The organism is Pseudomonas sp. MPDS (assembly GCF_013283895.1).
GTDB lineage: Bacteria > Pseudomonadota > Gammaproteobacteria > Pseudomonadales > Pseudomonadaceae > Aquipseudomonas > Aquipseudomonas rhizophila.
Map to the genome: position 1 here is coordinate 5,667,089 of NZ_CP054128.1, position 20,476 is coordinate 5,687,564.

The following is a 20,476-nucleotide window of genomic DNA, read 5'->3' on the forward strand; positions in this document are numbered from 1 at the left end:
AAGAACTCCCTGTGTATGTCCGGATGCGCCAATGGGCCTGCGGAAACCCGGCTCCCGCACAAGCTTAGGCTTTATCTGGCCAATCGAACGACTGATTGCCAATCATGGTCCACACTTTGAACCTCATCAGCCGGAGTGTGTTCCATGTCAGACCGTTATATCGACTTCGCCAATTCGCCCCTGGGCCTGCGTCTGGTCGGTGCGCTGGGCCTGCCATCGCCGGCCCGCCTGGAGCGCTGGCAGGCCGGGCGGCTGCGGCCGATCGAAGGTGCGTTGCTGTTGGGCGGCGGGCCGTTGACCGAACAGATCGGCGCATTTGCCAAGCGCCTGACCGATGCGATCTTCATCTACGGGGGCGAACCGACACTGGCCACCGAATGGATCCCCGGTCACGGTCCGAAAATCAAGGCGGTGGTGTACGACGCCAGTCATCTGGCGCAGGCCGACCAGCTCAAGCAACTGCGCGAGTTCTTCCAACCCCTGATGAAGAACCTCGACCACAGCGCCCATGTCGTCATCCTCGGCCGCGCTCCGGAAAGTCTCGCCGATCCGTTTGCCGCCAGCACGCAGCGGGCCTTGGAGGGCTTCAGCCGTTCCCTGGCCAAAGAGTTGCGCCACGGCGGGACGCTGCAATTGCTGTATGTGGGTGACGGCGCCGAGGCCCAACTGGAAGGTGCGCTGCGGTTTTTCCTGTCGCCCAAGAGCGCCTACGTTTCCGGGCAGGTCATTCGCCTTGATGCCTGCCAGGCCCAGGTCCAGGACTGGACGCGTCCGCTCACCGGCCTCAAGGCTCTGGTCACCGGCGCGGCCCGGGGGATCGGCGCCTCCATTGTCGAAACCCTGTCCCGCGATGGCGCCGACGTGATCCTGCTGGACGTCCCGCAGGCCAAGGCCGATCTCGAAGCCCTGGCTGCACGCCTTAGCGGGCGCAGCGTGACGCTGGACATTTGTGCTGAAGACGCCGCTACACAGTTGACTGAACACCTGCCCGACGGCATCGACATCGTGGTGCACAACGCTGGCATCACCCGGGACAAGACGCTCGCCAACATGACCCCGGAGTTCTGGGACGCGGTGCTGGCGGTCAACCTCAACGCGCCGCAGGTGCTGACCAAGGCCCTGCTCGACAGTGGCACCCTGCGGGACAATGGCCGAGTAATTCTGCTGGCGTCCATCAGCGGCATCGCCGGCAATCGCGGCCAGACCAACTACGCAGCGAGCAAGGCCGGATTGATCGGTCTGGCCCAGGCCTGGGCGCCGGTCCTGCAACCTCGGGGGATCAGCATCAATGCCGTAGCCCCGGGTTTCATTGAAACCCGCATGACCGCCGACATCCCTTTCGCCCTGCGCGAAGCCGGGCGGCGCATGAGTTCCCTGGGCCAGGGCGGCCTGCCACAGGACGTCGCCGAAGCCGTGGCCTGGCTCGCCCAGCCGGGGACGGGCGCCGTTACCGGCCAAACGCTGCGGGTGTGCGGGCAAAGCCTCCTGGGAGCATGACCATGACGATCCAATGGCATGAAGTAAACGCCGCGCCCGGTATGTCCTCGCTGTACGTGAAAGCCGCGACACGGCGCAAGGTCACTGGAAAAACCTTGCCCCAGGACGGACTGCGCCAAGTGATACAGGTCGATCCGCAACGCCTGGCGACCTATCGCAAGGTCTGCGGTTTTGCCGAAAACGGACTGCTGCCGCCGACCTACCCCCACGTACTGGCGTTTGCCCTGCAGATGCAATTGCTCACCGCCCGGGACTTTCCGTTCCCGTTGCTGGGGCTGATCCACTTGAGCAATCGCATCCGTTTACTGCGGCCCATGGGCGGGGTCAGCCAAGTGCAGGCTCGCGTCAACGTGCAGAATCTGCAAGCTCACCCCAAGGGCGCGGTGTTCGACCTTGTGACTCGCATTGATGATCAATTGGGGCCGTTGTGGGAGGCCGAGAGCCAGATGCTTTGCAAGGGCGTCCAGCTTGACGGCGCGTTGGTGGAAGAGCCGCTGCAAGAGATTCAGGCATTGACTGAAGTGGCGCACTGGACCGCGCCGGCTGACATTGGCCGGCAATATGCCAAGGTGTCCGGCGATTACAACCCGATCCACCTGAGCGGCCTCAGCGCCCGGCTGTTCGGCTTCCCTACCGCCATCGCCCACGGCCTGTGGAACAAGGCCAGGACCCTGGCGGCGCTGGACGAACACTTACCCGATGCCAACGTCGAGATCGATGTCACCTTCAAGAAGCCGGTGCGCCTGCCCAGCGAAGTGACACTGCTGGCGAGTGCCGCGGGGTCCAGCGGAGACTTGCGATTGATCGGTTCGGGGGACTTGGAGCATATGGTGGGGAGCTGGCGGCCGGCTGGCTGAGGACCGGCATCTTTGTTGAATGTGCGATGGCTATCGCGAGCAGGCTCGCTCCCACATGGGTTCTCGGGCGTTCATGGGGCCTGCGTTCGAAACAAATCCCCTGTGGGAGCGAGCCTGCTCGCGATAGCGGTGGGTCAGCTTGCATCGATGTTGAATGGGCCGCCGTCATCGCGAGCAGGCTCGCTCCCACATGGGTTCTCGGGCGTTCATGGGGCCTGCGTTCGACACAAATCCCCTGTGGGAGCGAGCCTGCTCGCGATAGCGGTGGGTCAGTTGGCGTCGATGCTGAGTCCGCCTACCGCGGCGGATAGTTCGCCAGGATCCGCGCAACCGTCTCACGCACTGCGGTGCTGCGATCCGTCGGATTGGGCGAGTTGCTGAGCATTCGTTCATCACTGCCACGCCACACCAGCTTGCCGTCCTTGCCATCGAGCAGGTCAATCTGCACCGTGGCGACCTTGTAGCTGATGTTGCGGGTTTCGTTGTACATCGGCCCGCCCCAATAGCCATTCCAAGGGCTGCCCCAACCACCGCCGTAGTTGGTCGTAATCTGTTGCTGGCGATCCTCGACGATCAGGTAGGCCTGGACCATCACATCCCCTCGCCCGCCAGCCTGGGCCGGGCGCAGACCGCGCTGGTCGAGTTGATCGGCAACCGCCTGACGGATCCGCTGTTCGGTCAGGTCGCTCTTGATGCGCGGATCATCGGGACGATATTGCAGCGCCGGCTCTTTCCAGCTCCAACTGCGGTAAGCCGAGAAATCCCGGCTGGTGTCAAAGTCGTGGTTGACCGGGGTACCCGCACAGGCGCCGAGCAACAGGGTAAAAGCCAGTAGAGCGATACGGCGAAACATGGTTTTTCTCCGTTGCGTAATCAACTTGGAGGATAAGCCGACAGGGCTTTTTCCACCGCTTCGCGAATGGCATCGGTGCGCGCGCTCTGACTGCCGCGCTGGCTGGTCTCGGCGCTGGCGCTCCACACCGGCTGACCATTACGGGCATCGAACAGGTCCACTCGCACCACCACGACCTGCTCCCGATAAGTGCGCACCACCGGCACCGAGTGATACATGCCATAGCCGGGGCCGTAGCGGTCGTAACGGTTGTAGCCGCCGTAGTAACCGGAATCATAGTCGTCCCGAACCTGACGCACGCGCGTTTCCAGGCGCAGGTCGGCACTGACGAACAGGTCGGCCGGGCGGTTGTCATGCAATGGACGCAGGCCGCGTTGATCCAGGGCGTTGCTCACCGCTTCAGCCACCTGGGCCGAGTCCGCCCAAGCGGTGCCCGGTGGCAGTCGCCCGTTGAGCCAGGCCCAACTGCGATAGCGCCCGTAGTCACGGGGTGGCGCGGGGTAAGCGCTGCGGTCAAACACCGTGGCGGCCTGCGGCGGCGCCGGTGGCAGCGGGTTAGACGTGGCGACATACGGGTTGCTGCCCTGGCAGGCAGCCAGTCCCAGGCACAACACCAACAACCCTGAACGACCTTTCATTTCGCGCTCCGATTGCTCTTTCAGATCAGAGGGGACGGCAGACCCAGTGCAGATAACGCCCCAACCCGGCAAACGCCGGATGGCGGCGGTGAGCCAGCTCCATCTCCAGCAACTGCACCAGCTCCACGCGGCCCTGGAACTCCACCGGCATGTAGTCATGGAAAACCCGCACACCACTTTGAGTTTCGACCTGCCACACGCCTTCAAGTTGCGCCGCCAATTCCCGCGGATCAAGGGGTTGTTGCGGGGTCAGGCTCTGTTTTTCACCGGCCATGTCATTTTTGCGCAACTTGCGAAAATGCCCCTTGAGCAGGTTGCGATAAACCAGCGCGTCGCGGTTGTAGAACGCCAGGGACAACCAGCCGCCCGGGACCGTGAGTTGATGCAGCACCGGCAGGATCGCATGGGGTTCGGCCAGCCATTCCAGCACCGCGTGGCACAGCACCAGGTCGTAAGGCTCAGTGAGCTGGTCGGGCAGCGCCTGCCACGGTGCCTGAATGAACGTTGCGCTCTGACCGGCATCGGCGAATCGCTGACGGGCACCTTCGAGCATGGGCTCGGCTGGCTCGGCCAGGGTCACTTGATGGCCGCGCTCGGCCAGCCACAACGACATGTGGCCCAAGCCGGCGCCTATGTCCAACACACGCAACGGACGCTCAGGCAAGGCTTCAAGCAGATCGGCCTGCAGTACCGCCAGACGGATCGCACCTTTGGCCCCACCGTAGATTTTTTCGGCGAAGCGCGTGGCGAGCTGATCGAAATGACGGTCGCTCATTGGCCGAACCGCCGCTCGCTGTCGGCCAGCTTGCTGCGCACCACGGCCTCCATGTCCAACCCCAGCTCGCTGCACAGCAGCAACAAGTACAACACAATGTCACCGACTTCCTGCCCAGCGTGGGCCAGCTTGTCCGCCGGCAACTGGCGCGACTGGTCCTCGGTCAGCCACTGGAAAATCTCCACCAGTTCAGCCATTTCCACACTGGCGGCCATGGCGAGGTTTTTCGGGCTGTGAAATTGCCGCCAATCGTTATGGTCACGAATGGCATGCAGGCGTTCGGTCAGTTCAACAAGGTTCATCGGGGTCTCCTGAATGCGCATAGCTTCGGGGGGATGACGAGGGAAGGCAAGCGTCTCGGTACGAAGCGGCGTTTTGCCCCATAATCGAACGATCTTGGCCTTCAGCCGCTCTTACAACCAGAAGCCCAAGGCTCGATTCCGATCTCTCTCATCAGGATGTACACATGCAGGTAGAAAGCTTTTTCGAATGGCTCGGCCAGGCGCTCGGTTCGGTGATCCGGTTTATCGTCGACCTGCTCAGCGGCCTGTTCAACACCCTGGCCAATGCTGGCGGCAACTTTGTCGATGGCCTGTCGCGCACACTGGGCATGGACACCTCGATCATCAGCATCATTGCGCTGATCCTCGGGCTGATGCTGCTGTACTCGGCAATCCGCGCCTTCATGCGGGCATCGATCATCCTGGGCATTATCTGGTTGGTGCTGGGGTTGTGGTTGTTGAGCTGGATCATTCACTAGGGCCGAGAGCACTGTGTGGGAGCAAGGGCTTGCTCGTGATACAGGCGCCTCGGCGCCCTGAAAGACCGCGTCATCTTCATCGCGGGCAAGCCTTGCTCCCACAGAGTTTCTTGAGATCGAACGCGGAGCGTCCCTAGAGGCATTCCCACGCGGAGCATGAGAACGATCATGCGAGAACCCGCTACAATCGCGCTCCGCCAAGGAGCTCGCATGTCCAACCTGATCACCGACTGGCGCGACCGTCTTACCCACCGCCGGGTATGGGCGCTGGCCGCGCCGATGATTCTCTCGAACATTTCCGTGCCGCTGGTGGCACTGGTGGACAGCACCGTCATCGGCCACTTGCCCCATGCCCATCAGTTAGGCGCGGTGGCGGTCGGGGCGAGTTTGTATACGGTGCTGGCCTGGGCCATGGGTTTCTTGCGCATGGGCACCACCGGGTTCGCCGCCCAGGCAGCCGGGCGTGGGGATGGAGCGGCGTTGCGGCAGGTGCTGCTGCAAGGTCTGCTGCTGGCGATGGGGTTGGCGCTGGTGCTGGGGGCAGTCGGCGTGCCGTTGAGTGGCGTGGCGTTGCATTTCATGCAGCCATCCGCCGAGCTTGAGCAGTTGACCCGGGACTTTTTCCACACCCGGCTGTTTGGCTTGCCAGCGGCGCTGGCCAGTTATGCGCTGGTGGGCTGGTTTCTAGGTGCTCAGAATGCCCGGGCGCCGTTGGCGATCCTGCTGGTGACCAACCTGGTGAACATCGCCCTGAACCTGTGGTTCGTGATCGGCCTGGACTGGGGCGTGACCGGTTCGGCCCGGGCGTCGGTGATTGCCGAGTGGACCGGCGCCCTGGTCGGTCTGATCCTGGCGCGCAACACGCTGCAGGCCTGGCCGGGGCAGATCGCCTGGGCGGCCTTGGGGGTGTGGCAAAGCTGGCGTCCGTTGCTGGCGGTGAACCGGGACATTTTCATTCGCAGCCTGGCGCTGCAAGCGGTGTTCTTCCTGATCACGGTGCAAGGCGCGCGTCTGGGGGATGCGACCGTGGCAGCCAACGCGCTGCTGCTCAATGGTCTGCTGCTGACAGCCCACGCCCTGGACGGTCTGGCCCATGCCGTCGAAGCGCTGTGCGGTCACGCCATCGGCGCCCGCGACCGCCTGGCCCTGCGCAGCTCGCTGGTGGTGGCCTGCGGATGGTCATTGATTGCCAGCGTGGGGTTTGCCTTACTGTTTCTGCTCGCCGGCCACCTGTTCATCGATATGCAGACCGATATTCCGGACGTGCGCGACACCGCTTACCGCTACCTGCCTTACCTGGCAGCGCTGCCGTTGATTGCGGTCTGGAGTTATTTGCTCGATGGCCTGTTCATCGGCGCCACTCGTGCCAGGGAAATGCGCAACGGCATGCTGTTGACCCTGTTGCTGGTGTCGCCGTTTGCCTGGGTACTGCAAGCGCTGGGCAACCACGGGCTGTGGATCACTTTCCTGCTGTTCATGGCTTTGCGCAGCCTGACCCTGGGTGCTTTCGCCTGGCGCATGCAACAGCGCGATAGCTGGTTCGGTGCCGGCGCCCATTGACCTTTTCAACCTTGATTGTCCTGCCACAGCCGCCGCAGGTGATCCAGGCGTTCGCGCTGCGAACCGCCTTTGAGCCCCGGCACGGGTCGGGCATTGGGGTACTGCAGGCGCAGCCATAACCAGTCGTCGAGTACCGGTCGTTCGGTGAACCCCAGGGTCAGCCCTTGCTGCAAGTCCTCCCAGAGCAGGCGGAAATCCCGTCCGGTAGAACAAGACCACTGCCAGACGTGGCGTTCCAGCAGACATCGCTGCAACTGACTCTGCTGCCAATGGCTGAGACTGTGTTCATTTTCCAGTGCCGGTACTGCCAGCCCCGGATTGCAGAGTTGCTGCCAGCCCTGGCTGCCGATGGTCCTGTCGCCCCAGGTCCCGCCGAACCAGCGCACCAGGCTGATCGGCCCCAGCCAGCAACTGAGTTCCCGAGGATCGCAACCGTCGAAGAAATAACTGGCCGTGTGAGGGTTGTAATAGTTCAGCAAGGCCTTGTGATGCAGGCCTAACGTCACCGTCAACATGCGCCGCAGATGCGCCAGTAATTGCGCCTCTGACGCTCGGCTGACCAACAACAGCCCCGGCCAGGCGCCGGCATCCAGGTGACACAGGCTGGCCAGTGCCGGCGATTGCTGCAAATCCACCAGCAACGGACCATGCTCCCTCAGCCCGTGCAATTCGGTGCCTTCGAACAAGGCAAAGCGCCGGATCTCGGCGAACTGCTCCTGCAAACGCTGCGCGGCGTCCGGCGCACCGGGTACGTCGAGCAGCAGCCATTGCGGTGCTGATGCAGACATGGCGGCAGCACTCATGGAGCAGCGCCCGCGCCAAGCTGCGTGAGCATGCGGCAGGTGCACAACGGCTGGCTACAGGGGTTGAAGCTGCCGCCTCCGGGCAACAGACACAACAACACCAACGGCTCGGCACTCTGGATCGCCGCCAACAGAAGCGGGTCGAAGCCAGAGCCCTCATGGACTGGTTGGGACGTTTCACTCAGGGGGGATTCATCCGCGTCTTCCCGAGATGCCGGCGCGTCGAGCAAGGCGCTGATCAATGGACGATCCGGGTCGCCCTCGATAAAACTCACCAGCACCTCAGTGCCCTTGCCAATGGCGTGCCCCCATGCGGCCAGCTCAGGGGCCAACGGCAGCCAGCAATGACTGGGACTGGCTCCCTCCCCCTGATAGACCCAGTCGAACTGCACCGCCACTCGCCCCGCCACCTGCATCTGCGGCTCATCGACCGTGACCACCCAGCCGCGCTGCCGACTCAGCATGCGAGGTTTTGCCGCAACCCCGGTCGCCACGAACGGCCATCCCGCAGGAATGGCGCGAAAATGGTTGCCATACACGCCGGCCTGCGCGCGATGCTCGACTTTCGTCAACAGCCAGGGCTGGTTCCAGCCTTCGACAGGGTGCCCTGCCAGCGACAGCGTCCGGCCGCAATGCAGCCCCATCAGATCGCTGCGGCCCAAGGCTACCTGCTCCCCCGAAACATCGCTTTGTACACGCCAGTTGCGCACCGCCGGAGCCGTTCCCTCGAGCCCGTAAAGCGTCTCGCCATCGGGCAGGGAATCGTCCGTGCTGTCAGCAAAAACCAGGCAATGCCCATCCCGAGCCTGCTCGAAATGGAAGTAAATGCCCGCCTCGGCGCACACGCGTTGGAGAAATTGCAGATCTGACTCCCGATATTGGGTACAGAAATCGCGCAGCGGATAATCACCACTCAAAGCCAGGCACACCTGGCGTCCGGCAATGCCGTGGGCCTTGAGCACCTGGCGAATGATTTGCGGCACTGAGCGGGCACTGAACACCCGCTGGCTGAATCGTTGCGCCAGGCACGCCAGCTTCGGCCCGATGCGTACCCGGCAACCAGCGCCCTGACGATGCTGGACAAGCTCGTGAATCTGCCCATGGATGCCCCGCCCTCCAGCGTCGAAACTCAACCAGACGCTGCGGTAGAGCAACCCGGCAAGGTCCAGGGGCGTATCGCCGATCAACAGCTCCACATCAAAGACAAAGGGTTCGCTGATGGCTTCGCTGCCCGTGAAGGCCACGACAACAAAGGATTCGGGCAGACCGGCTATCTCCAGACGAAATGACGGCTCGCTGGCTGGATCGGACATCGGCGTTTCTCTACAGGAGGGGCGGCTGAGGATTCTCGCTGAGAGCCATGGCCGAGTAGAGAGCCCAAGTACAAGTTAGGAAAGGGACTACACGAAATAAGGACACCACCGGTTAAATGCACCAGTGTTCGGAAATAACAGCGGCACAAATAAAAACGCCCTCCGGGACTATCCGAAAAAACCCGCAGCACACGGTGTATTTTCTGACAGTCCCGGAGGGCGTTCAGGCCGCCATCAGGAAGACAGGTAGGACGACCGCGTCAACCCCAGGCGCAGGGCATCCAGGAACTGGGTGCGTTCCGCGGCGCTGATACGGGCGCTGGCGCATTTGTCGCGGTAGTGGGTCATCAACTCCTCCGGCGACAGGTGCACGTAGCGCAGCATGTCTTCGATGGTGTCGTGGGTTTCGATACCGGCGTGGTACACGCTGCCGTCGGCATTCTGGTAGATGTTCACCGAGTCGGTGTCACCGAACAGGTTGTGCATGTCGCCAAGGATTTCCTGGTAGGCACCCACCAGGAAGATGCCCAACAGGTAATCTTCGCCCGGATTGAGGGAATGCACCGGCAGGCTGGTTTCAATGCTCTGCTCGTCGACGTACTGCTTGATCTTGCCGTCGGAGTCGCAGGTCAGGTCTTGCAGCACGGCGCGGCGCAACGGCTCTTCATCGAGGCGATGCAGCGGCAGGATCGGCAGCACCTGACCGATGGCCCAGGTGTCCGGCAGGCTCTGGAACACCGAGAAGTTGCAGATGTACTTGTCGGCGAGCTTGTCGTTGAGCTCATCCAGCACCTGACGGTGGGAGCGCTGGCGGGCCTTCAACGAGTTATGCAGGCGACGGCACACCGCGAAGTAGCACTGCTCGGCCAGGGCTTTTTCCGCCAGGGTCAGCTTGCCGTCGGCGTACTGGGCGGCCACGTCACTCATGTAGTGGGTGGCGCGCCAGTAGGTCTCGGTGACCATCTCGATATCGGTCGGGCCCAGCAGGTCAACCAGCCACTGCACGGTCTCCGGCAGGCTTTCCTTGTTTTCGATCACCGGCACGTCGTCGTGGTGTTTCTCGACGTCGGTCACCTGCACCACCAGCATCGCGTGGTGGGCGGTCAGGGAGCGACCACTTTCCGAGAATATGTGCGGATGCGGCAGGCTCTGGGCATCGCAGAACTCCTTGAGCATGCCAACCACGACACCGGCGTAATCGTCCATGTCGTAGTTGATCGAACTGGCATTGCGCGAGTGCGTACCGTCGTAGTCCACGCCCAGGCCACCGCCAACATCGATGTGATCCACCGGCAGGCCGAGGTTGCGCAGCTCACCGTAGTAGCGGATCGCTTCCTTGAAGCCATGCTGGTAGTCCGCCAGGTTGGCGATCTGCGAGCCCATGTGGAAATGCAGCAGGCGGATGCCCTGATCCAGGCCAGCGGCGCGGAAGCGCTCGACCACCGACAGCAGTTGCGCGGCAGACAAGCCGAACTTGGACTTTTCGCCACCGGTATCGGCCCACTTGCTCGACGCCAGGGACGACAGGCGTACCCGCAGGCCGACCTGTGGCTTGACCTTGAGCGACGCGGCTTCTTCGATCACCAGGCCGACTTCGGATTCTTTCTCGATCACGATGAAGACGTTATGGCCCAGTTTCTGGCCCATCAGCGCCAGGCGAATGAACTCGCGGTCCTTGTAACCGTTGCAGACGATAGTCCCGCCCTTGGGCGCCAGGGCCAGCACTGCCAGCAGCTCGGGCTTGGAGCCGGCCTCAAGACCGATGGAAACGTTCTGGGTGGCGATGATGTTTTCGATCACCGCTTCCTGCTGGTTGACCTTGATCGGATAGAGCGCGGTGTACTGGCTCTGGTATTCCAGGCGCGCGATGTTGCTGTCGAACGCTCCGGTGAGCTGGCGCACGCGGTCTTGCAGGATGTCGGGGAAGCGCACCAGCAAGGGCAGCGACAGGCCGCTCTGGCGCAACTGGTCGACTTGCTCGAACAGGTCGATGGGCGAACTGCCTGGACCGTTCGGACGGACTTCGACGCGACCGGCGTCATTGATCGCGAAATACCCGGCCCCCCAATGGCGGATCCCGTAAACACTGCGGCTGTCCGCAACTGTCCATTGGCTGCCATCGTCTTTGCGTGTGCGTCGTACGGACATCGAAGTCCCCTATAAAGAAGTCAAAATGCACCATCCGGTAGGAGGCTGGAGCAGTCTAGAGAATGGAAATGACGATTTGCCTGTAAGCAAGGTAGACCCTGCTCACAGCGCTGAGTTTAGAAACCCGTTCAGAACAGGCTCTGTGAAAACCATGTGGGCGACTTCGAACCGTGCTTCGTAGAAAGGGTTCGAATCAAGCCGAGGGTGGTTTTCACAGAGGCTGCTAGCCGCCGGACTTTTTCGCCTTGAAGCCGTGTCGGGTCAGTTCCGCCAGCAGCAGCTCGACGTGATCGCCCTGGATCTCGATGATGCCGTCTTTCAAAGCACCACCGGTGCCACAGCGTTTCTTCAACGTGGTGGCCAGTTCCTTGAGCGCGTCCTCGGCCAGCGGCACGCCAGTGATCGTGGTCACCGTCTTGCCGCCGCGACCTTTGCTTTCACGGCGCACGCGAGCGATACCGTCACCTTCCGGGATGGTGGTCTGTTTGCAGATGCAGGCATCCACCGGCTGGCGGCAATCAGGGCAATGACGACCGGCGTCGGTAGAAAATACCAGGCCGCCCAAGGCGGCGAAGGATGCGGCTTTTTTGGCCACCGGCAATCCTCTTGGGAGGACAAAGACTGGCCGGGCAAAAGTAAGTGCCCCGACCGCGAAGCCCCACTCAGGCAGGGGCAGCGCTACTGGATCGCAGACAGCGATTCAGCTTGAAAAGTCGCGCAGTGTAACGGCAAAAAGCTAACTTGCTAAGGGCCAATCGGCGCCAATTTAGCGCTTCTTTGCGACATCATCGCCATGGGCTCGCAAATAGCGCTCCAGTGCCGCCAGAGAGTCCGGGCAGTAAGGCTTGTGCTGGATTTCATCGAGCACCTGGTCGACCGGCAGGAAACGCGCCTCGAGTACCTCTTCAGGTTGCAGAATCAGCGGCCCGTCCCACACGGCCGAGAACGCCGAGCACCACAGGCGACTGCCGCTGTCTTCGAAATAAAAATGGTCATGGGCCGTCAGTTCGACGCCGCTCACGCCCAACTCTTCCGCCAGCTCTCGAGCCGCCGACTCGGCGTAGGTCTCGTTGGCCTGCACCATCCCGCCGGCCGCCACGTCCCAGAAACCCGGATAGATCGCCTTGCTCAGGGTCCGCCGATGAACGCACAACTCACCGGCAGAGTTGAACAGCATGATGTAGGTGCCGCGTCCGATCAGACCGCGCTCACGCAGGTCCGAACGCACCAGGCTGCCAAGCAGGTTGTCGTCTTTATCGACCCAAGCGATGAGCTCGGCATCCGAGGCCACTCGATGAGCGACCTCCCGCGGGCTTTCTTCCATCTGTCAGCCCTGGTTCAGCAGTTGCCGCAAGTCGATCACCGCCGCGTTGGCGCGGGAAATGTAGTTGGCCATCACCAGCGAATGGTTCGCCAATACACCGAAGCCGCTGCCGTTGAGGATCATCGGGCTCCAGACCGGCTCCTGGGAGGCTTCGAGTTCACGAATGATCTGCCGCACGCTGACCGTGGCGTTTTTCTTTGCCAGCACATCGGCGAAATCCACTTCGATTGCGCGCAGCAAATGCGACAGCGCCCAGGCCTGGCCGCGAGCTTCGTAGAACACGTTGTCGATCTGCATCCACGGGGTTTCGACCACCTCCTCGTCCACTTGCGGTACCTGGCCCGGGGCCGTGACTTCGGTTTTCAGCGAGGTGTTGAGCTTGACCCGGCCCACGCTGGCCGACAGGCGCTGGGACAGCGAACCCAGACGAGTGCCGACATCGCCCAGCCAATTATTCAGGTTATCGGCGCGGGCATAGAACAGCGCGCTTTTCTGGTTCGGATCGGACAGGCGCGCCTGATAGCGGCTCAGCAGAGTGATGCCTTCCTGGTACTCCGACTCACTGGAGGGCAGCACCCAGCTGCGGTTATCGAAGTTGAAGCGCGGCTCGGCCTTGGCCAGGTCGGCGTCCTCGGCGGACTGGGACTGGGATCGGGCGAAGTCCTTGCGCAGAGCGCGGCTCAGGTCGCGTACCTGCACCAGCACGCCATATTCCCAGCTCGGCATGTTGTCCATCCACAGGCCCGGCGGGAACCGGTCGTTGGAAATGTAGCCACCTGGCTTGGTCAGCAGCGTTTCGGCCACGGTCTTGAGGGTCTCGACGGTGGTGTAGCCGATCACCATTTGCCGGCCTTCCTTCTCCGCGGCCGCCTGGGCGTTCTGCTGCACGGGGAACAGGGCGGGCTCCTGGCTCCAGTACCAGCCGACGGCAATGGTCACCAGCAAGTACAGGCCGACCAGGGTGGCCAGTGCCCGGCTGAAAAAAAGCCCACCCAGGTAGCTGCGGGTGGCCGATTTCGGCTCGGCGGCACGTTCAGGCGCGCTGCCCGCGCGGTTTTTCCAGTCCAGCATGGCGATGTCCCTTCAATCACTTGAGTTCACGGTTCGACCACAACCCTACGCCATCGTGCCTGATTTGAAACGCGATAATGCGGCGCAAATCATGCCGACCACGACAGGGCAATCGAACGGCCACTATAAAGGAAGCGCTGTCACCAGCCTACGAAACTGACCGGTCATAAACTGAATACCCTCCCAAGACAGATTATTGACGTATGACACTCATGCGAATGAAAAGAGGTGCTAGCATAGAGCCACCAGTCGATCTCAGCATGCACCCTAACTAGTAGTCAGGATATGACCGAGCCAGAAGACCCCAGCCGTGAGCGCCTCAAGCACCACTTTGCCCAGCGGGTAATTCACCAGGCTCGTCAGATCCTGGAGATCTGGCAGCGCCTGCAACGCAGTGAATGGTCAGGCGTCGACCTGTCGGAGCTCAGCGAAGCCAACCTGCGTTTGCTGCGCTTTGCCGAGCGCTTCGAGCAACCGGAGCATTGCCAGCTCGCCCAGGGCATCAGTCAATCGCTGCAAGCGGTGGAAGCCAATCGCGGGCGTCTGAGCAGCCACCTGATCACTGAAATCAATCGACTGATGCAGCGCCTGTCCCGCACCGGCCTGCGCCATGGCGATCAGCTCGAACAGACCTTCCTGCCGCCGCTGCGCAAACCCATCTACGTGATGTTGCAGGACCATGACCGCGCCGAGCGGCTGGCCAAGCAGTTGGAGTTCTTCGGCCTCAGCGCCCAGGCGCTCGACAGCGTGGCGGCGTTTCGGGCTTCGATGGTCGAGCGCCTGCCGGCCGCAATTGTCATGGACGTGGACTTCAGCGGCCCCGGCATCGGCCTGAAACTGGCCGCCGAAGCTCAGGAAGGTCTGGAGCAGCCGTTGCCGCTCTTGTTCTTCAGCCTGCTGGAAACCGACACGCCGACACGCCTGGCGGCGGTGCGCGCCGGCGGGCAGGAGTTCCTCACCGGCACCCTGGAAGCCTCGAGCCTGCTGGAAAAGATCGAAGTGCTGACCTGCGTTGCCCAGTACGAACCCTACAAAGTGCTGATCATTGATGACTCCCGTGCCCAGGCCCTGCACACCGAGCGCCTGCTCAACAGCGCCGGTATCGTCACCCGCACGCTGATCGAACCGATCCAGGCCATGGCCGAGCTGGCGGATTTCCAGCCTGATCTGATCATCCTCGACATGTACATGCCCGCCTGCACCGGCACGGAGCTGGCGAAGGTGATCCGCCACAATGACCGCTATGTCAGCGTGCCGATCATTTACCTGTCCGCCGAAGACGACCTGGACAAACAGCTCGACGCCATGAGTGAAGGCGGCGACGACTTCCTGACCAAACCGATCAAACCCCGGCACCTGATCACCACCGTGCGCAACCGAGCGGCCCGGGCGCGCAACCTCAAGGCGCGGATGGTCCGCGACAGCCTCACCGGTCTTTACAACCACACCCATATCCTGCAATTGCTCGAAGACTGCTGCTTCCGCGCTCGCCGCGAAGGCAAGCCGTTGAGCTTTGCCATGCTGGACATCGACCATTTCAAACGGGTCAACGACAGCCACGGCCACCCCATGGGCGACCGGGTGATCAAAAGCCTGGCGCTGTTTCTCAAGCAGCGTCTGCGCAAGACCGACTTCATCGGCCGTTACGGCGGTGAAGAGTTCGCCATCGTCATGCCGGACACGGATATCGATGCGGCCTATAAGGTACTGGATGAAATCCGCCAGCGTTTTGCCGAAATTCACTACCCGGCGCAGCCCCAGGACCTGTGGTGCACCTTCAGCGCGGGCGTGGTGCAGATGAGCGAAGAGTCCGACAGCCTGATGATGGCCAGCCAGGCGGACGAAGCGCTGTACCGCGCCAAGCACGCAGGGCGCAATCGGGTACAAAGCGCGCGGCAATCAAAGCAAAGTGCCACCTTTTCATCGGAATCCACCGATTCAGTCATAAACCTGTAACCCAAACGCAATAACTTCAAGCACTTACGATTCTGCCCTTGGTAGACCCTTGATGCGCCTGAAGCTGCTGACCAATCTCAATACCCTTCTTTTAGTTGCCGTGTGCCTTGGCCTGGCTTGCACCCTGTGGTGGTCGCAAATCGCCCTGGAGCGCCCCTATCTGTTGATGGAGCGCTACCTGAGCCTGTCGCGGCAGTTCCAGGGCGAGGTGGCGCGCAACATCGAAGATTACCTGGCCAGCGGCGACGCCTTGCGCCTCAGCGCAGCGACCCAGTCCATTGATACCTTGCAAAAGGACCTGGACCAATTTCCGCCCGAGTTGGCCAAGAGCTTGCGCCCAAGCCTGTCCAGCCTCGACGGCTTCAGCAAGACCGATCTGCTGGCCGCCGGTAAGCTGGCGGGCGATCCGCAAGCCCTGCTGTTGCAGGCCGAACGGGAGCTGAGCGCGAGCCTGGACCGCCTTGCGCAATACGCCAATGGCGCCCCGGCCTACCTGCCGCCGTTGTTCGCCGCTTCGCAACATCTGGGCCGACTGTCCCTCGCCCGGGACAAACTGGTCAGCAGCGGACGCAGCGAATTGGCCGCCGATGTCGAACGGGAACTGCAGAGCATCCGCACACAGGCCGAGAGCCTCGACAGCCTGCCGCTGCTGGGCGTGACAGCCAGCAACGAAGCGCAGGGCGATGATTTCGCTGCGCTGATGGGCTTGCAGACCCAGGAAGAAACCGTCGCCGAAGACGCCGGCATCGCCCTCAAGCGCGAACTCAACAGCCTGCTCGGCCGCTACCCTGCCGAACTGGGGCGCACTCGCGCATTGATCCAGAAGCGCACAGAACTGAGCGGCGCCACGCACTTGAAAATCGCCGATGTGCAACAGGCGATCGATGCCATGGAGTCGGCGGTTCGCGCCCAACATGGCCAGATCCAGGGCGAAGTTCGGCTGATTCAGGGATTGATGATCGGCCTGATCCTGCTGATCGCATTGCTCATCGACACCTTGCAGCGGCGCCTGGCCCGGACTTTGACGAATCTGGCACCCGCCCTGTCGACTTGGGCCGAAGGGGATTTCAGCCGCGACATTCATGTGGGCGCCAGCAACCGCGAGTTACAAGACATCCAGGCCTCGCTCAATCGCTTGCGGGCGTATCTGGTGGATCTGGTCGGCACCATTCGCCTGAATGCCGAGCAGGTCGCTGGCAGCAGCCGGGCACTGGCCGAGCTGAGTGGAGAATTGCACAGCGGCGCCGAGCACCAGGCCGGTGACACGGCGCTGATTCGCGACTCTCTCAGCGAACTGGAAGCGACCATTCAACAAGTAGCCGGTGACGCCAGCCAGGCCGCCGACGCCAGCCGTAGCGCCGGGCATGCTGTGGAGCAAGGACAGAAAGTCATCGGCCTGAGCCTCACCGGCCTGCATGCGCTGGTGGGCGAAGTGCAAGGCAACGCACAAATGATCGAACAACTGGCCGAGGAATCGGCCACCATCGGCGGCGTGCTGACAGTGATTCGCTCGATTGCCGATCAGACCAACCTGCTGGCCCTCAACGCCGCCATCGAAGCCGCACGCGCCGGAGACATGGGAAGAGGTTTCGCGGTGGTGGCCGAAGAAGTCCGCTCCCTGGCCCAACGCACGGCGGGCGCCACTGCCGAGATCCAGGAACTGATCGCCCGCCTGCAACTGGCCGCGCGCCAGTCGGTGGACGGCATGCGCGCCCAGGTCGAACACGCCGAAGCCACCGCCAACCAGGCACAAGCGGCCGACGGCGCACTGGATAAAATCGTCGGGGCCATCCAGACCATTTCCGAAACCGCAGTGCGCATCGCCGACGTCACCGCCCAACAAAGCGGCGCCGTCAGCGAAATCCGCGATCACAGTGAGCGGATTCATCAACTGGGTGGGGATAATCTGCTGCGCATTGGTCAGGGGCGGGAACAGGGCGACAACCTGCTGGTGTTGGGTGGGCGGCTGCACACGGCGGTGCAGGCATTTCGGGTTTAAGCAGCACAGATCCCCTGTGGGAGCGGGCCTGCTCGCGATTGCAGTGGGTCAGCTTGCAGAAATATTGAATCTATCGCCGCCATCGCGAGCAGGCTCGCTCCCACACGGGTTTCGGGTTATTCCCAACATTGATATTCACCACAGATCCCTGTGGGAGCGGGCTTGCTCGCGATAGCGGTGGGTCAGCTTGCATCAGTGCTGAATGTGCCGCCGCCATCGCGAGCAAGCTCGCTCCCACGCGGGTTTCGGGTTATTCCCAACCTTGATGTTCACCACAGATCCCCTGTGGGAGCGAGCCTGCTCGCGATTGCAGTGGGTCAGCTTGCAGAAATATTGAATGTATCGCCGCCATCGCGAGCAGGCTCGCTCCCACAGGGTTTAGCGCAGGCATCCTAGGGGCGGGTGACCGGATCTTGGAGCATGGTCACAAATTTCGCGCAAACATCGGTCATCGTGCTGGCTATTGCAGAGAACTGGACAGTCATAAAGGCTTTGCGGCATAGTCGCCGGGTTCTGACACCTGCTCACAGATAACAAGGAACAGCAGATGGCGACCCTATTGGTCCTGCACGGACCCAACCTGAACCTGCTGGGCACCCGCGAACCGGGCGTCTACGGGGCCGTGACACTGGCCCAGATCAACCAGGACCTGGAACAGCGGGCCCGCAATGCCGGCCATCATTTGCTCTACCTGCAAAGCAACGCCGAATATGAATTGATCGACCGCATCCATGCCGCGCGTGGCGAAGGTGTGGACTTCATTTTGATCAATCCCGCTGCTTTTACGCACACAAGCGTCGCATTACGTGACGCGCTGCTGGCAGTGAGCATCCCATTCATCGAAGTGCATTTGTCCAACGTGCACAAACGCGAACCTTTCCGCCATCACTCCTACTTCTCCGATGTAGCGGTGGGAGTGATCTGCGGCCTTGGCGCCAGCGGTTACCGACTGGCTCTGGAGGCCGCCCTAGAGCAGCTTGAAAAACAGGCAACAGCTTGAACAACAAGCGTTAAACGCCCCTGACCGACCCTTGGGAGTTGATGATTCATGGATATCCGTAAAGTTAAGAAACTGATCGAATTGCTGGAAGAGTCCGGCATCGACGAGCTCGAGATCAAGGAAGGCGAAGAGTCCGTACGCATCAGCCGTCACAGCAAGACCCCGGCCCAGCAGTTCTACGCGCCGGCACCGATGCAGGCTCCAGCCGCCGCGCCTGCTCCGGCAGCAGCGCCAGTTGCCGCCGCTCCAGCAGCACCTGCCGCGCCAACGCTCAACGGCACCGTTGCCCGTTCGCCAATGGTAGGCACGTTCTATCGCAAGTCTTCCCCGTCCTCGCCGTCCTTCGTTGAAGTCGGCCAGACCGTGAAGAAAGGCGACACCCTGTGCATCGTCGAAGCCATGAAGATGATGAACCACATCGAAGCTGAAACCAGCGGTGTGATCGAATCCATCCTCGTTGAAGACGGCCAGCCGGTTGAGTACGACCAACCGCTGTTCACCATCGTTTGAACCGCGGAGAGCCTTTGATGACTGCGAAGTTGGAAAAAGTTCTGATCGCTAACCGCGGTGAGATCGCCCTGCGGATTCTGCGTGCCTGCAAAGAGATGGGCATCAAGACCGTCGCCGTTTACTCCAAGGCCGACAAAGAACTGATGCACCTGGGCCTGGCGGACGAATCCGTCTGCATCGGTCCGGCGTCGGCTGCGCACTCTTACCTGCACATCCCGGCGATCATCGCCGCCGCTGAAGTGACCGGCGCCACCGCCATTCACCCTGGCTACGGTTTCCTGGCGGAAAACGCCGACTTCGCCGAACAGGTCGAAAACTCCGGTTTTGCCTTCATTGGTCCGAAAGCCGACACCATCCGCCTGATGGGCGACAAGGTATCGGCCAAGCACGCCATGATCGCCGCCGGCGTACCTACCGTTCCAGGTTCCGACGGCCCGCTGCCTGAAGACGAAGAAACCGCCCTGCGCATTGGCCGCGAAGTCGGCTATCCGGTGATCATCAAGGCTGCCGGTGGTGGCGGTGGTCGCGGCATGCGTGTGGTACACAAGGAAGAAGACCTGATTTCCTCGGCGAAACTGACCCGCTCCGAAGCGGGCGCGGCGTTCGGCAACCCGATGGTCTATCTGGAAAAGTTCCTGACCAACCCGCGTCACGTCGAAGTCCAGGTGCTGTCCGACGGCCAGGGCCAGGCCATCCATCTGGGCGACCGCGATTGCTCGCTGCAACGTCGTCACCAGAAGGTCCTCGAAGAAGCACCGGCACCGGGCATCGACGAGCAGGCTCGCGCGGAAGTCCTGGCACGCTGCGTCAAGGCCTGCATCGACATCGGCTACCGCGGCGCCGGCACCTTCGAGTTCCTCTACGAGAACGGTCGTTTCTACTTCATCGAAATGAACACCCGTGTTCAGGTGGAGCACCCGGTTTCGGAAATGGTCACTGGTATCGACATCGTCAAGGAGATGCTCAGCATCGCCGCCGGCAACAAACTGTCGTTCACCCAGGATGACGTGGTGATCCGCGGCCACTCGCTGGAATGCCGGATCAACGCCGAAGACCCGAAAACCTTCATGCCAAGCCCAGGCACGGTCAAGCATTTCCATGCTCCAGGCGGCAATGGCGTTCGCGTCGACTCGCACCTGTACAGCGGTTATGCGGTTCCGCCGAACTATGACTCGTTGATCGGCAAGCTGATCACCTACGGCGCAACCCGTGACGAAGCCATGGCGCGCATGCGCAATGCGCTGGACGAAATCGTGGTGGACGGGATCAAGACCAACATCCCGCTGCACCGCGACCTGGTCCGCGACGAAGGCTTCTGCAAAGGTGGCGTCAACATCCATTACCTGGAACACAAGCTGGCTGATCAGGCTTGATGTCCCGAGTGATGTAAAAAAGACCCCGGTCCATTGGCC

At 62.0% G+C, this 20,476-nt stretch carries 18 protein-coding genes and 1 pseudogene; 9 read left to right on the forward strand and 10 right to left on the reverse strand.

Annotated elements, in window-relative coordinates; genetic code table 11:
- Nucleotides 1-144: 144 nt before the first annotated feature.
- Together HQ912_RS25240 and HQ912_RS25245 are read left to right on the forward strand one after the other, a co-directional pair.
- Nucleotides 145-1,497 carry a 3-oxoacyl-ACP reductase gene (locus HQ912_RS25240; RefSeq protein ID WP_173407424.1) on the forward strand — a complete coding sequence of 451 codons (1,353 nt, stop codon included), beginning with the start codon at nucleotides 145-147 and terminating at the stop codon, nucleotides 1,495-1,497.
- A 2-nt stretch (nucleotides 1,498-1,499) separates the two neighbouring features.
- Nucleotides 1,500-2,354, forward strand: coding sequence for a MaoC family dehydratase (locus HQ912_RS25245; protein ID WP_160893690.1), 855 nt, complete (start codon nucleotides 1,500-1,502; stop codon nucleotides 2,352-2,354).
- A 295-nt stretch (nucleotides 2,355-2,649) separates the two neighbouring features.
- Here the strand turns inward: HQ912_RS25245 and HQ912_RS25250 are convergent, their stop codons facing one another.
- The 4 genes from HQ912_RS25250 to HQ912_RS25265 are packed head-to-tail and all read right to left on the reverse strand — an operon-like array spanning nucleotide 2,650 to nucleotide 4,922.
- Nucleotides 2,650-3,207, reverse strand: coding sequence for a DUF4136 domain-containing protein (locus HQ912_RS25250; protein WP_047227405.1), 558 nt, complete (start codon nucleotides 3,205-3,207; stop codon nucleotides 2,650-2,652).
- 20 nt (nucleotides 3,208-3,227) lie between these two features.
- Nucleotides 3,228-3,845 (reverse strand): DUF4136 domain-containing protein, encoded by a 618-nt coding sequence (locus HQ912_RS25255; protein WP_076382818.1) that lies wholly within the window; start codon nucleotides 3,843-3,845, stop codon nucleotides 3,228-3,230.
- Nucleotides 3,846-3,870: 25 nt separating this feature from the next.
- The gene (locus HQ912_RS25260; RefSeq protein WP_173407425.1) at nucleotides 3,871-4,620 is read right to left on the reverse strand and encodes a methyltransferase; all 750 of its coding nucleotides are present in this window, start codon (nucleotides 4,618-4,620) and stop codon (nucleotides 3,871-3,873) included.
- Nucleotides 4,617-4,922 (reverse strand): MazG-like family protein, encoded by a 306-nt coding sequence (locus HQ912_RS25265; RefSeq protein ID WP_076382820.1) that lies wholly within the window; start codon nucleotides 4,920-4,922, stop codon nucleotides 4,617-4,619. Before HQ912_RS25265 ends, HQ912_RS25260 begins: the two co-directional genes overlap by 4 nt.
- A 164-nt stretch (nucleotides 4,923-5,086) precedes the next feature.
- Between HQ912_RS25265 and HQ912_RS25270 the strand changes: the two genes are divergently transcribed.
- Both HQ912_RS25270 and HQ912_RS25275 read left to right on the forward strand, forming a co-directional pair.
- Nucleotides 5,087-5,380 carry a hypothetical protein gene (locus HQ912_RS25270; RefSeq protein ID WP_047227401.1) on the forward strand — a complete coding sequence of 98 codons (294 nt, stop codon included), beginning with the start codon at nucleotides 5,087-5,089 and terminating at the stop codon, nucleotides 5,378-5,380.
- Between the two features lie 210 nt (nucleotides 5,381-5,590).
- Nucleotides 5,591-6,940 carry an MATE family efflux transporter gene (locus HQ912_RS25275; RefSeq protein ID WP_173407426.1) on the forward strand — a complete coding sequence of 450 codons (1,350 nt, stop codon included), beginning with the start codon at nucleotides 5,591-5,593 and terminating at the stop codon, nucleotides 6,938-6,940.
- Between the two features lie 5 nt (nucleotides 6,941-6,945).
- On the opposite strand, the gene HQ912_RS25280 is transcribed toward HQ912_RS25275, so the two are convergent.
- From HQ912_RS25280 to HQ912_RS25305, 6 genes are all read right to left on the reverse strand, one after another.
- Nucleotides 6,946-7,743 carry a DUF4123 domain-containing protein gene (locus HQ912_RS25280; protein WP_173407427.1) on the reverse strand — a complete coding sequence of 266 codons (798 nt, stop codon included), beginning with the start codon at nucleotides 7,741-7,743 and terminating at the stop codon, nucleotides 6,946-6,948.
- Nucleotides 7,740-9,056, reverse strand: coding sequence for a type VI secretion system Vgr family protein (locus tag HQ912_RS25285; protein WP_173407428.1), 1,317 nt, complete (start codon nucleotides 9,054-9,056; stop codon nucleotides 7,740-7,742). The genes HQ912_RS25280 and HQ912_RS25285 overlap by 4 nt, the downstream gene beginning before the upstream one ends.
- Before the next feature lie 234 nt (nucleotides 9,057-9,290).
- Nucleotides 9,291-11,204, reverse strand: a complete 1,914-nt coding sequence (gene speA, locus HQ912_RS25290; protein ID WP_047227397.1) for an arginine decarboxylase — start codon at nucleotides 11,202-11,204, stop codon at nucleotides 9,291-9,293.
- 223 nt (nucleotides 11,205-11,427) lie between these two features.
- Nucleotides 11,428-11,799, reverse strand: a complete 372-nt coding sequence (locus HQ912_RS25295) for a translation initiation factor Sui1 (protein WP_047227396.1) — start codon at nucleotides 11,797-11,799, stop codon at nucleotides 11,428-11,430.
- Nucleotides 11,800-11,970: 171 nt separating this feature from the next.
- A complete protein-coding gene (locus tag HQ912_RS25300) occupies nucleotides 11,971-12,528 on the reverse strand; it encodes an NUDIX hydrolase (RefSeq protein ID WP_047227395.1) in 558 nt (185 codons plus the stop codon).
- A 3-nt stretch (nucleotides 12,529-12,531) separates the two neighbouring features.
- Nucleotides 12,532-13,599: a DUF2333 family protein gene (locus HQ912_RS25305; RefSeq protein WP_047227394.1), complete on the reverse strand. Its 1,068-nt coding sequence runs from the start codon at nucleotides 13,597-13,599 to the stop codon at nucleotides 12,532-12,534.
- A gap of 285 nt (nucleotides 13,600-13,884) precedes the next feature.
- Here HQ912_RS25305 and HQ912_RS25310 point away from each other — a divergent pair, with 285 nt between their 5' ends.
- From HQ912_RS25310 to accC, 5 genes and pseudogenes are all read left to right on the forward strand, one after another.
- Nucleotides 13,885-15,555: a PleD family two-component system response regulator gene (locus tag HQ912_RS25310; protein ID WP_047227393.1), complete on the forward strand. Its 1,671-nt coding sequence runs from the start codon at nucleotides 13,885-13,887 to the stop codon at nucleotides 15,553-15,555.
- 1,492 nt (nucleotides 15,556-17,047) lie between these two features.
- Nucleotides 17,048-17,554, forward strand: a pseudogene (locus tag HQ912_RS28245) (methyl-accepting chemotaxis protein); the annotation flags it as partial.
- Between the two features lie 547 nt (nucleotides 17,555-18,101).
- Entirely contained in the window at nucleotides 18,102-18,554 is a 453-nt protein-coding gene (gene aroQ, locus HQ912_RS25320; protein WP_018605716.1) for a type II 3-dehydroquinate dehydratase, read from the forward strand.
- 48 nt (nucleotides 18,555-18,602) lie between these two features.
- The gene (accB, locus tag HQ912_RS25325) at nucleotides 18,603-19,064 is read left to right on the forward strand and encodes an acetyl-CoA carboxylase biotin carboxyl carrier protein (RefSeq protein ID WP_047227391.1); all 462 of its coding nucleotides are present in this window, start codon (nucleotides 18,603-18,605) and stop codon (nucleotides 19,062-19,064) included.
- Nucleotides 19,065-19,081: 17 nt separating this feature from the next.
- Nucleotides 19,082-20,437 carry an acetyl-CoA carboxylase biotin carboxylase subunit gene (gene accC, locus HQ912_RS25330; RefSeq protein WP_047227390.1) on the forward strand — a complete coding sequence of 452 codons (1,356 nt, stop codon included), beginning with the start codon at nucleotides 19,082-19,084 and terminating at the stop codon, nucleotides 20,435-20,437.
- The last annotated feature ends 39 nt before the right edge of the window (nucleotides 20,438-20,476 follow it).

Coding starts and splice junctions, on each gene's coding strand:
- accB (WP_047227391.1), top strand. CDS start 18,603: ATGGATATCCGTAAAGTTAAGAAACTGATCGAATTGCTGGAAGAGTCC.
- HQ912_RS25245 (WP_160893690.1), top strand. CDS start 1,500: ATGACGATCCAATGGCATGAAGTAAACGCCGCGCCCGGTATGTCCTCG.
- HQ912_RS25300 (WP_047227395.1), bottom strand. CDS start 12,528: ATGGAAGAAAGCCCGCGGGAGGTCGCTCATCGAGTGGCCTCGGATGCC.
- aroQ (WP_018605716.1), top strand. CDS start 18,102: ATGGCGACCCTATTGGTCCTGCACGGACCCAACCTGAACCTGCTGGGC.
- HQ912_RS25285 (WP_173407428.1), bottom strand. CDS start 9,056: ATGTCCGATCCAGCCAGCGAGCCGTCATTTCGTCTGGAGATAGCCGGT.
- speA (WP_047227397.1), bottom strand. CDS start 11,204: ATGTCCGTACGACGCACACGCAAAGACGATGGCAGCCAATGGACAGTT.
- accC (WP_047227390.1), top strand. CDS start 19,082: ATGACTGCGAAGTTGGAAAAAGTTCTGATCGCTAACCGCGGTGAGATC.
- HQ912_RS25255 (WP_076382818.1), bottom strand. CDS start 3,845: ATGAAAGGTCGTTCAGGGTTGTTGGTGTTGTGCCTGGGACTGGCTGCC.
- HQ912_RS25310 (WP_047227393.1), top strand. CDS start 13,885: ATGACCGAGCCAGAAGACCCCAGCCGTGAGCGCCTCAAGCACCACTTT.
- HQ912_RS25260 (WP_173407425.1), bottom strand. CDS start 4,620: ATGAGCGACCGTCATTTCGATCAGCTCGCCACGCGCTTCGCCGAAAAA.
- HQ912_RS25305 (WP_047227394.1), bottom strand. CDS start 13,599: ATGCTGGACTGGAAAAACCGCGCGGGCAGCGCGCCTGAACGTGCCGCC.
- HQ912_RS25270 (WP_047227401.1), top strand. CDS start 5,087: ATGCAGGTAGAAAGCTTTTTCGAATGGCTCGGCCAGGCGCTCGGTTCG.
- HQ912_RS25250 (WP_047227405.1), bottom strand. CDS start 3,207: ATGTTTCGCCGTATCGCTCTACTGGCTTTTACCCTGTTGCTCGGCGCC.
- HQ912_RS25275 (WP_173407426.1), top strand. CDS start 5,591: ATGTCCAACCTGATCACCGACTGGCGCGACCGTCTTACCCACCGCCGG.
- HQ912_RS25240 (WP_173407424.1), top strand. CDS start 145: ATGTCAGACCGTTATATCGACTTCGCCAATTCGCCCCTGGGCCTGCGT.
- HQ912_RS25265 (WP_076382820.1), bottom strand. CDS start 4,922: ATGAACCTTGTTGAACTGACCGAACGCCTGCATGCCATTCGTGACCAT.
- HQ912_RS25280 (WP_173407427.1), bottom strand. CDS start 7,743: ATGAGTGCTGCCGCCATGTCTGCATCAGCACCGCAATGGCTGCTGCTC.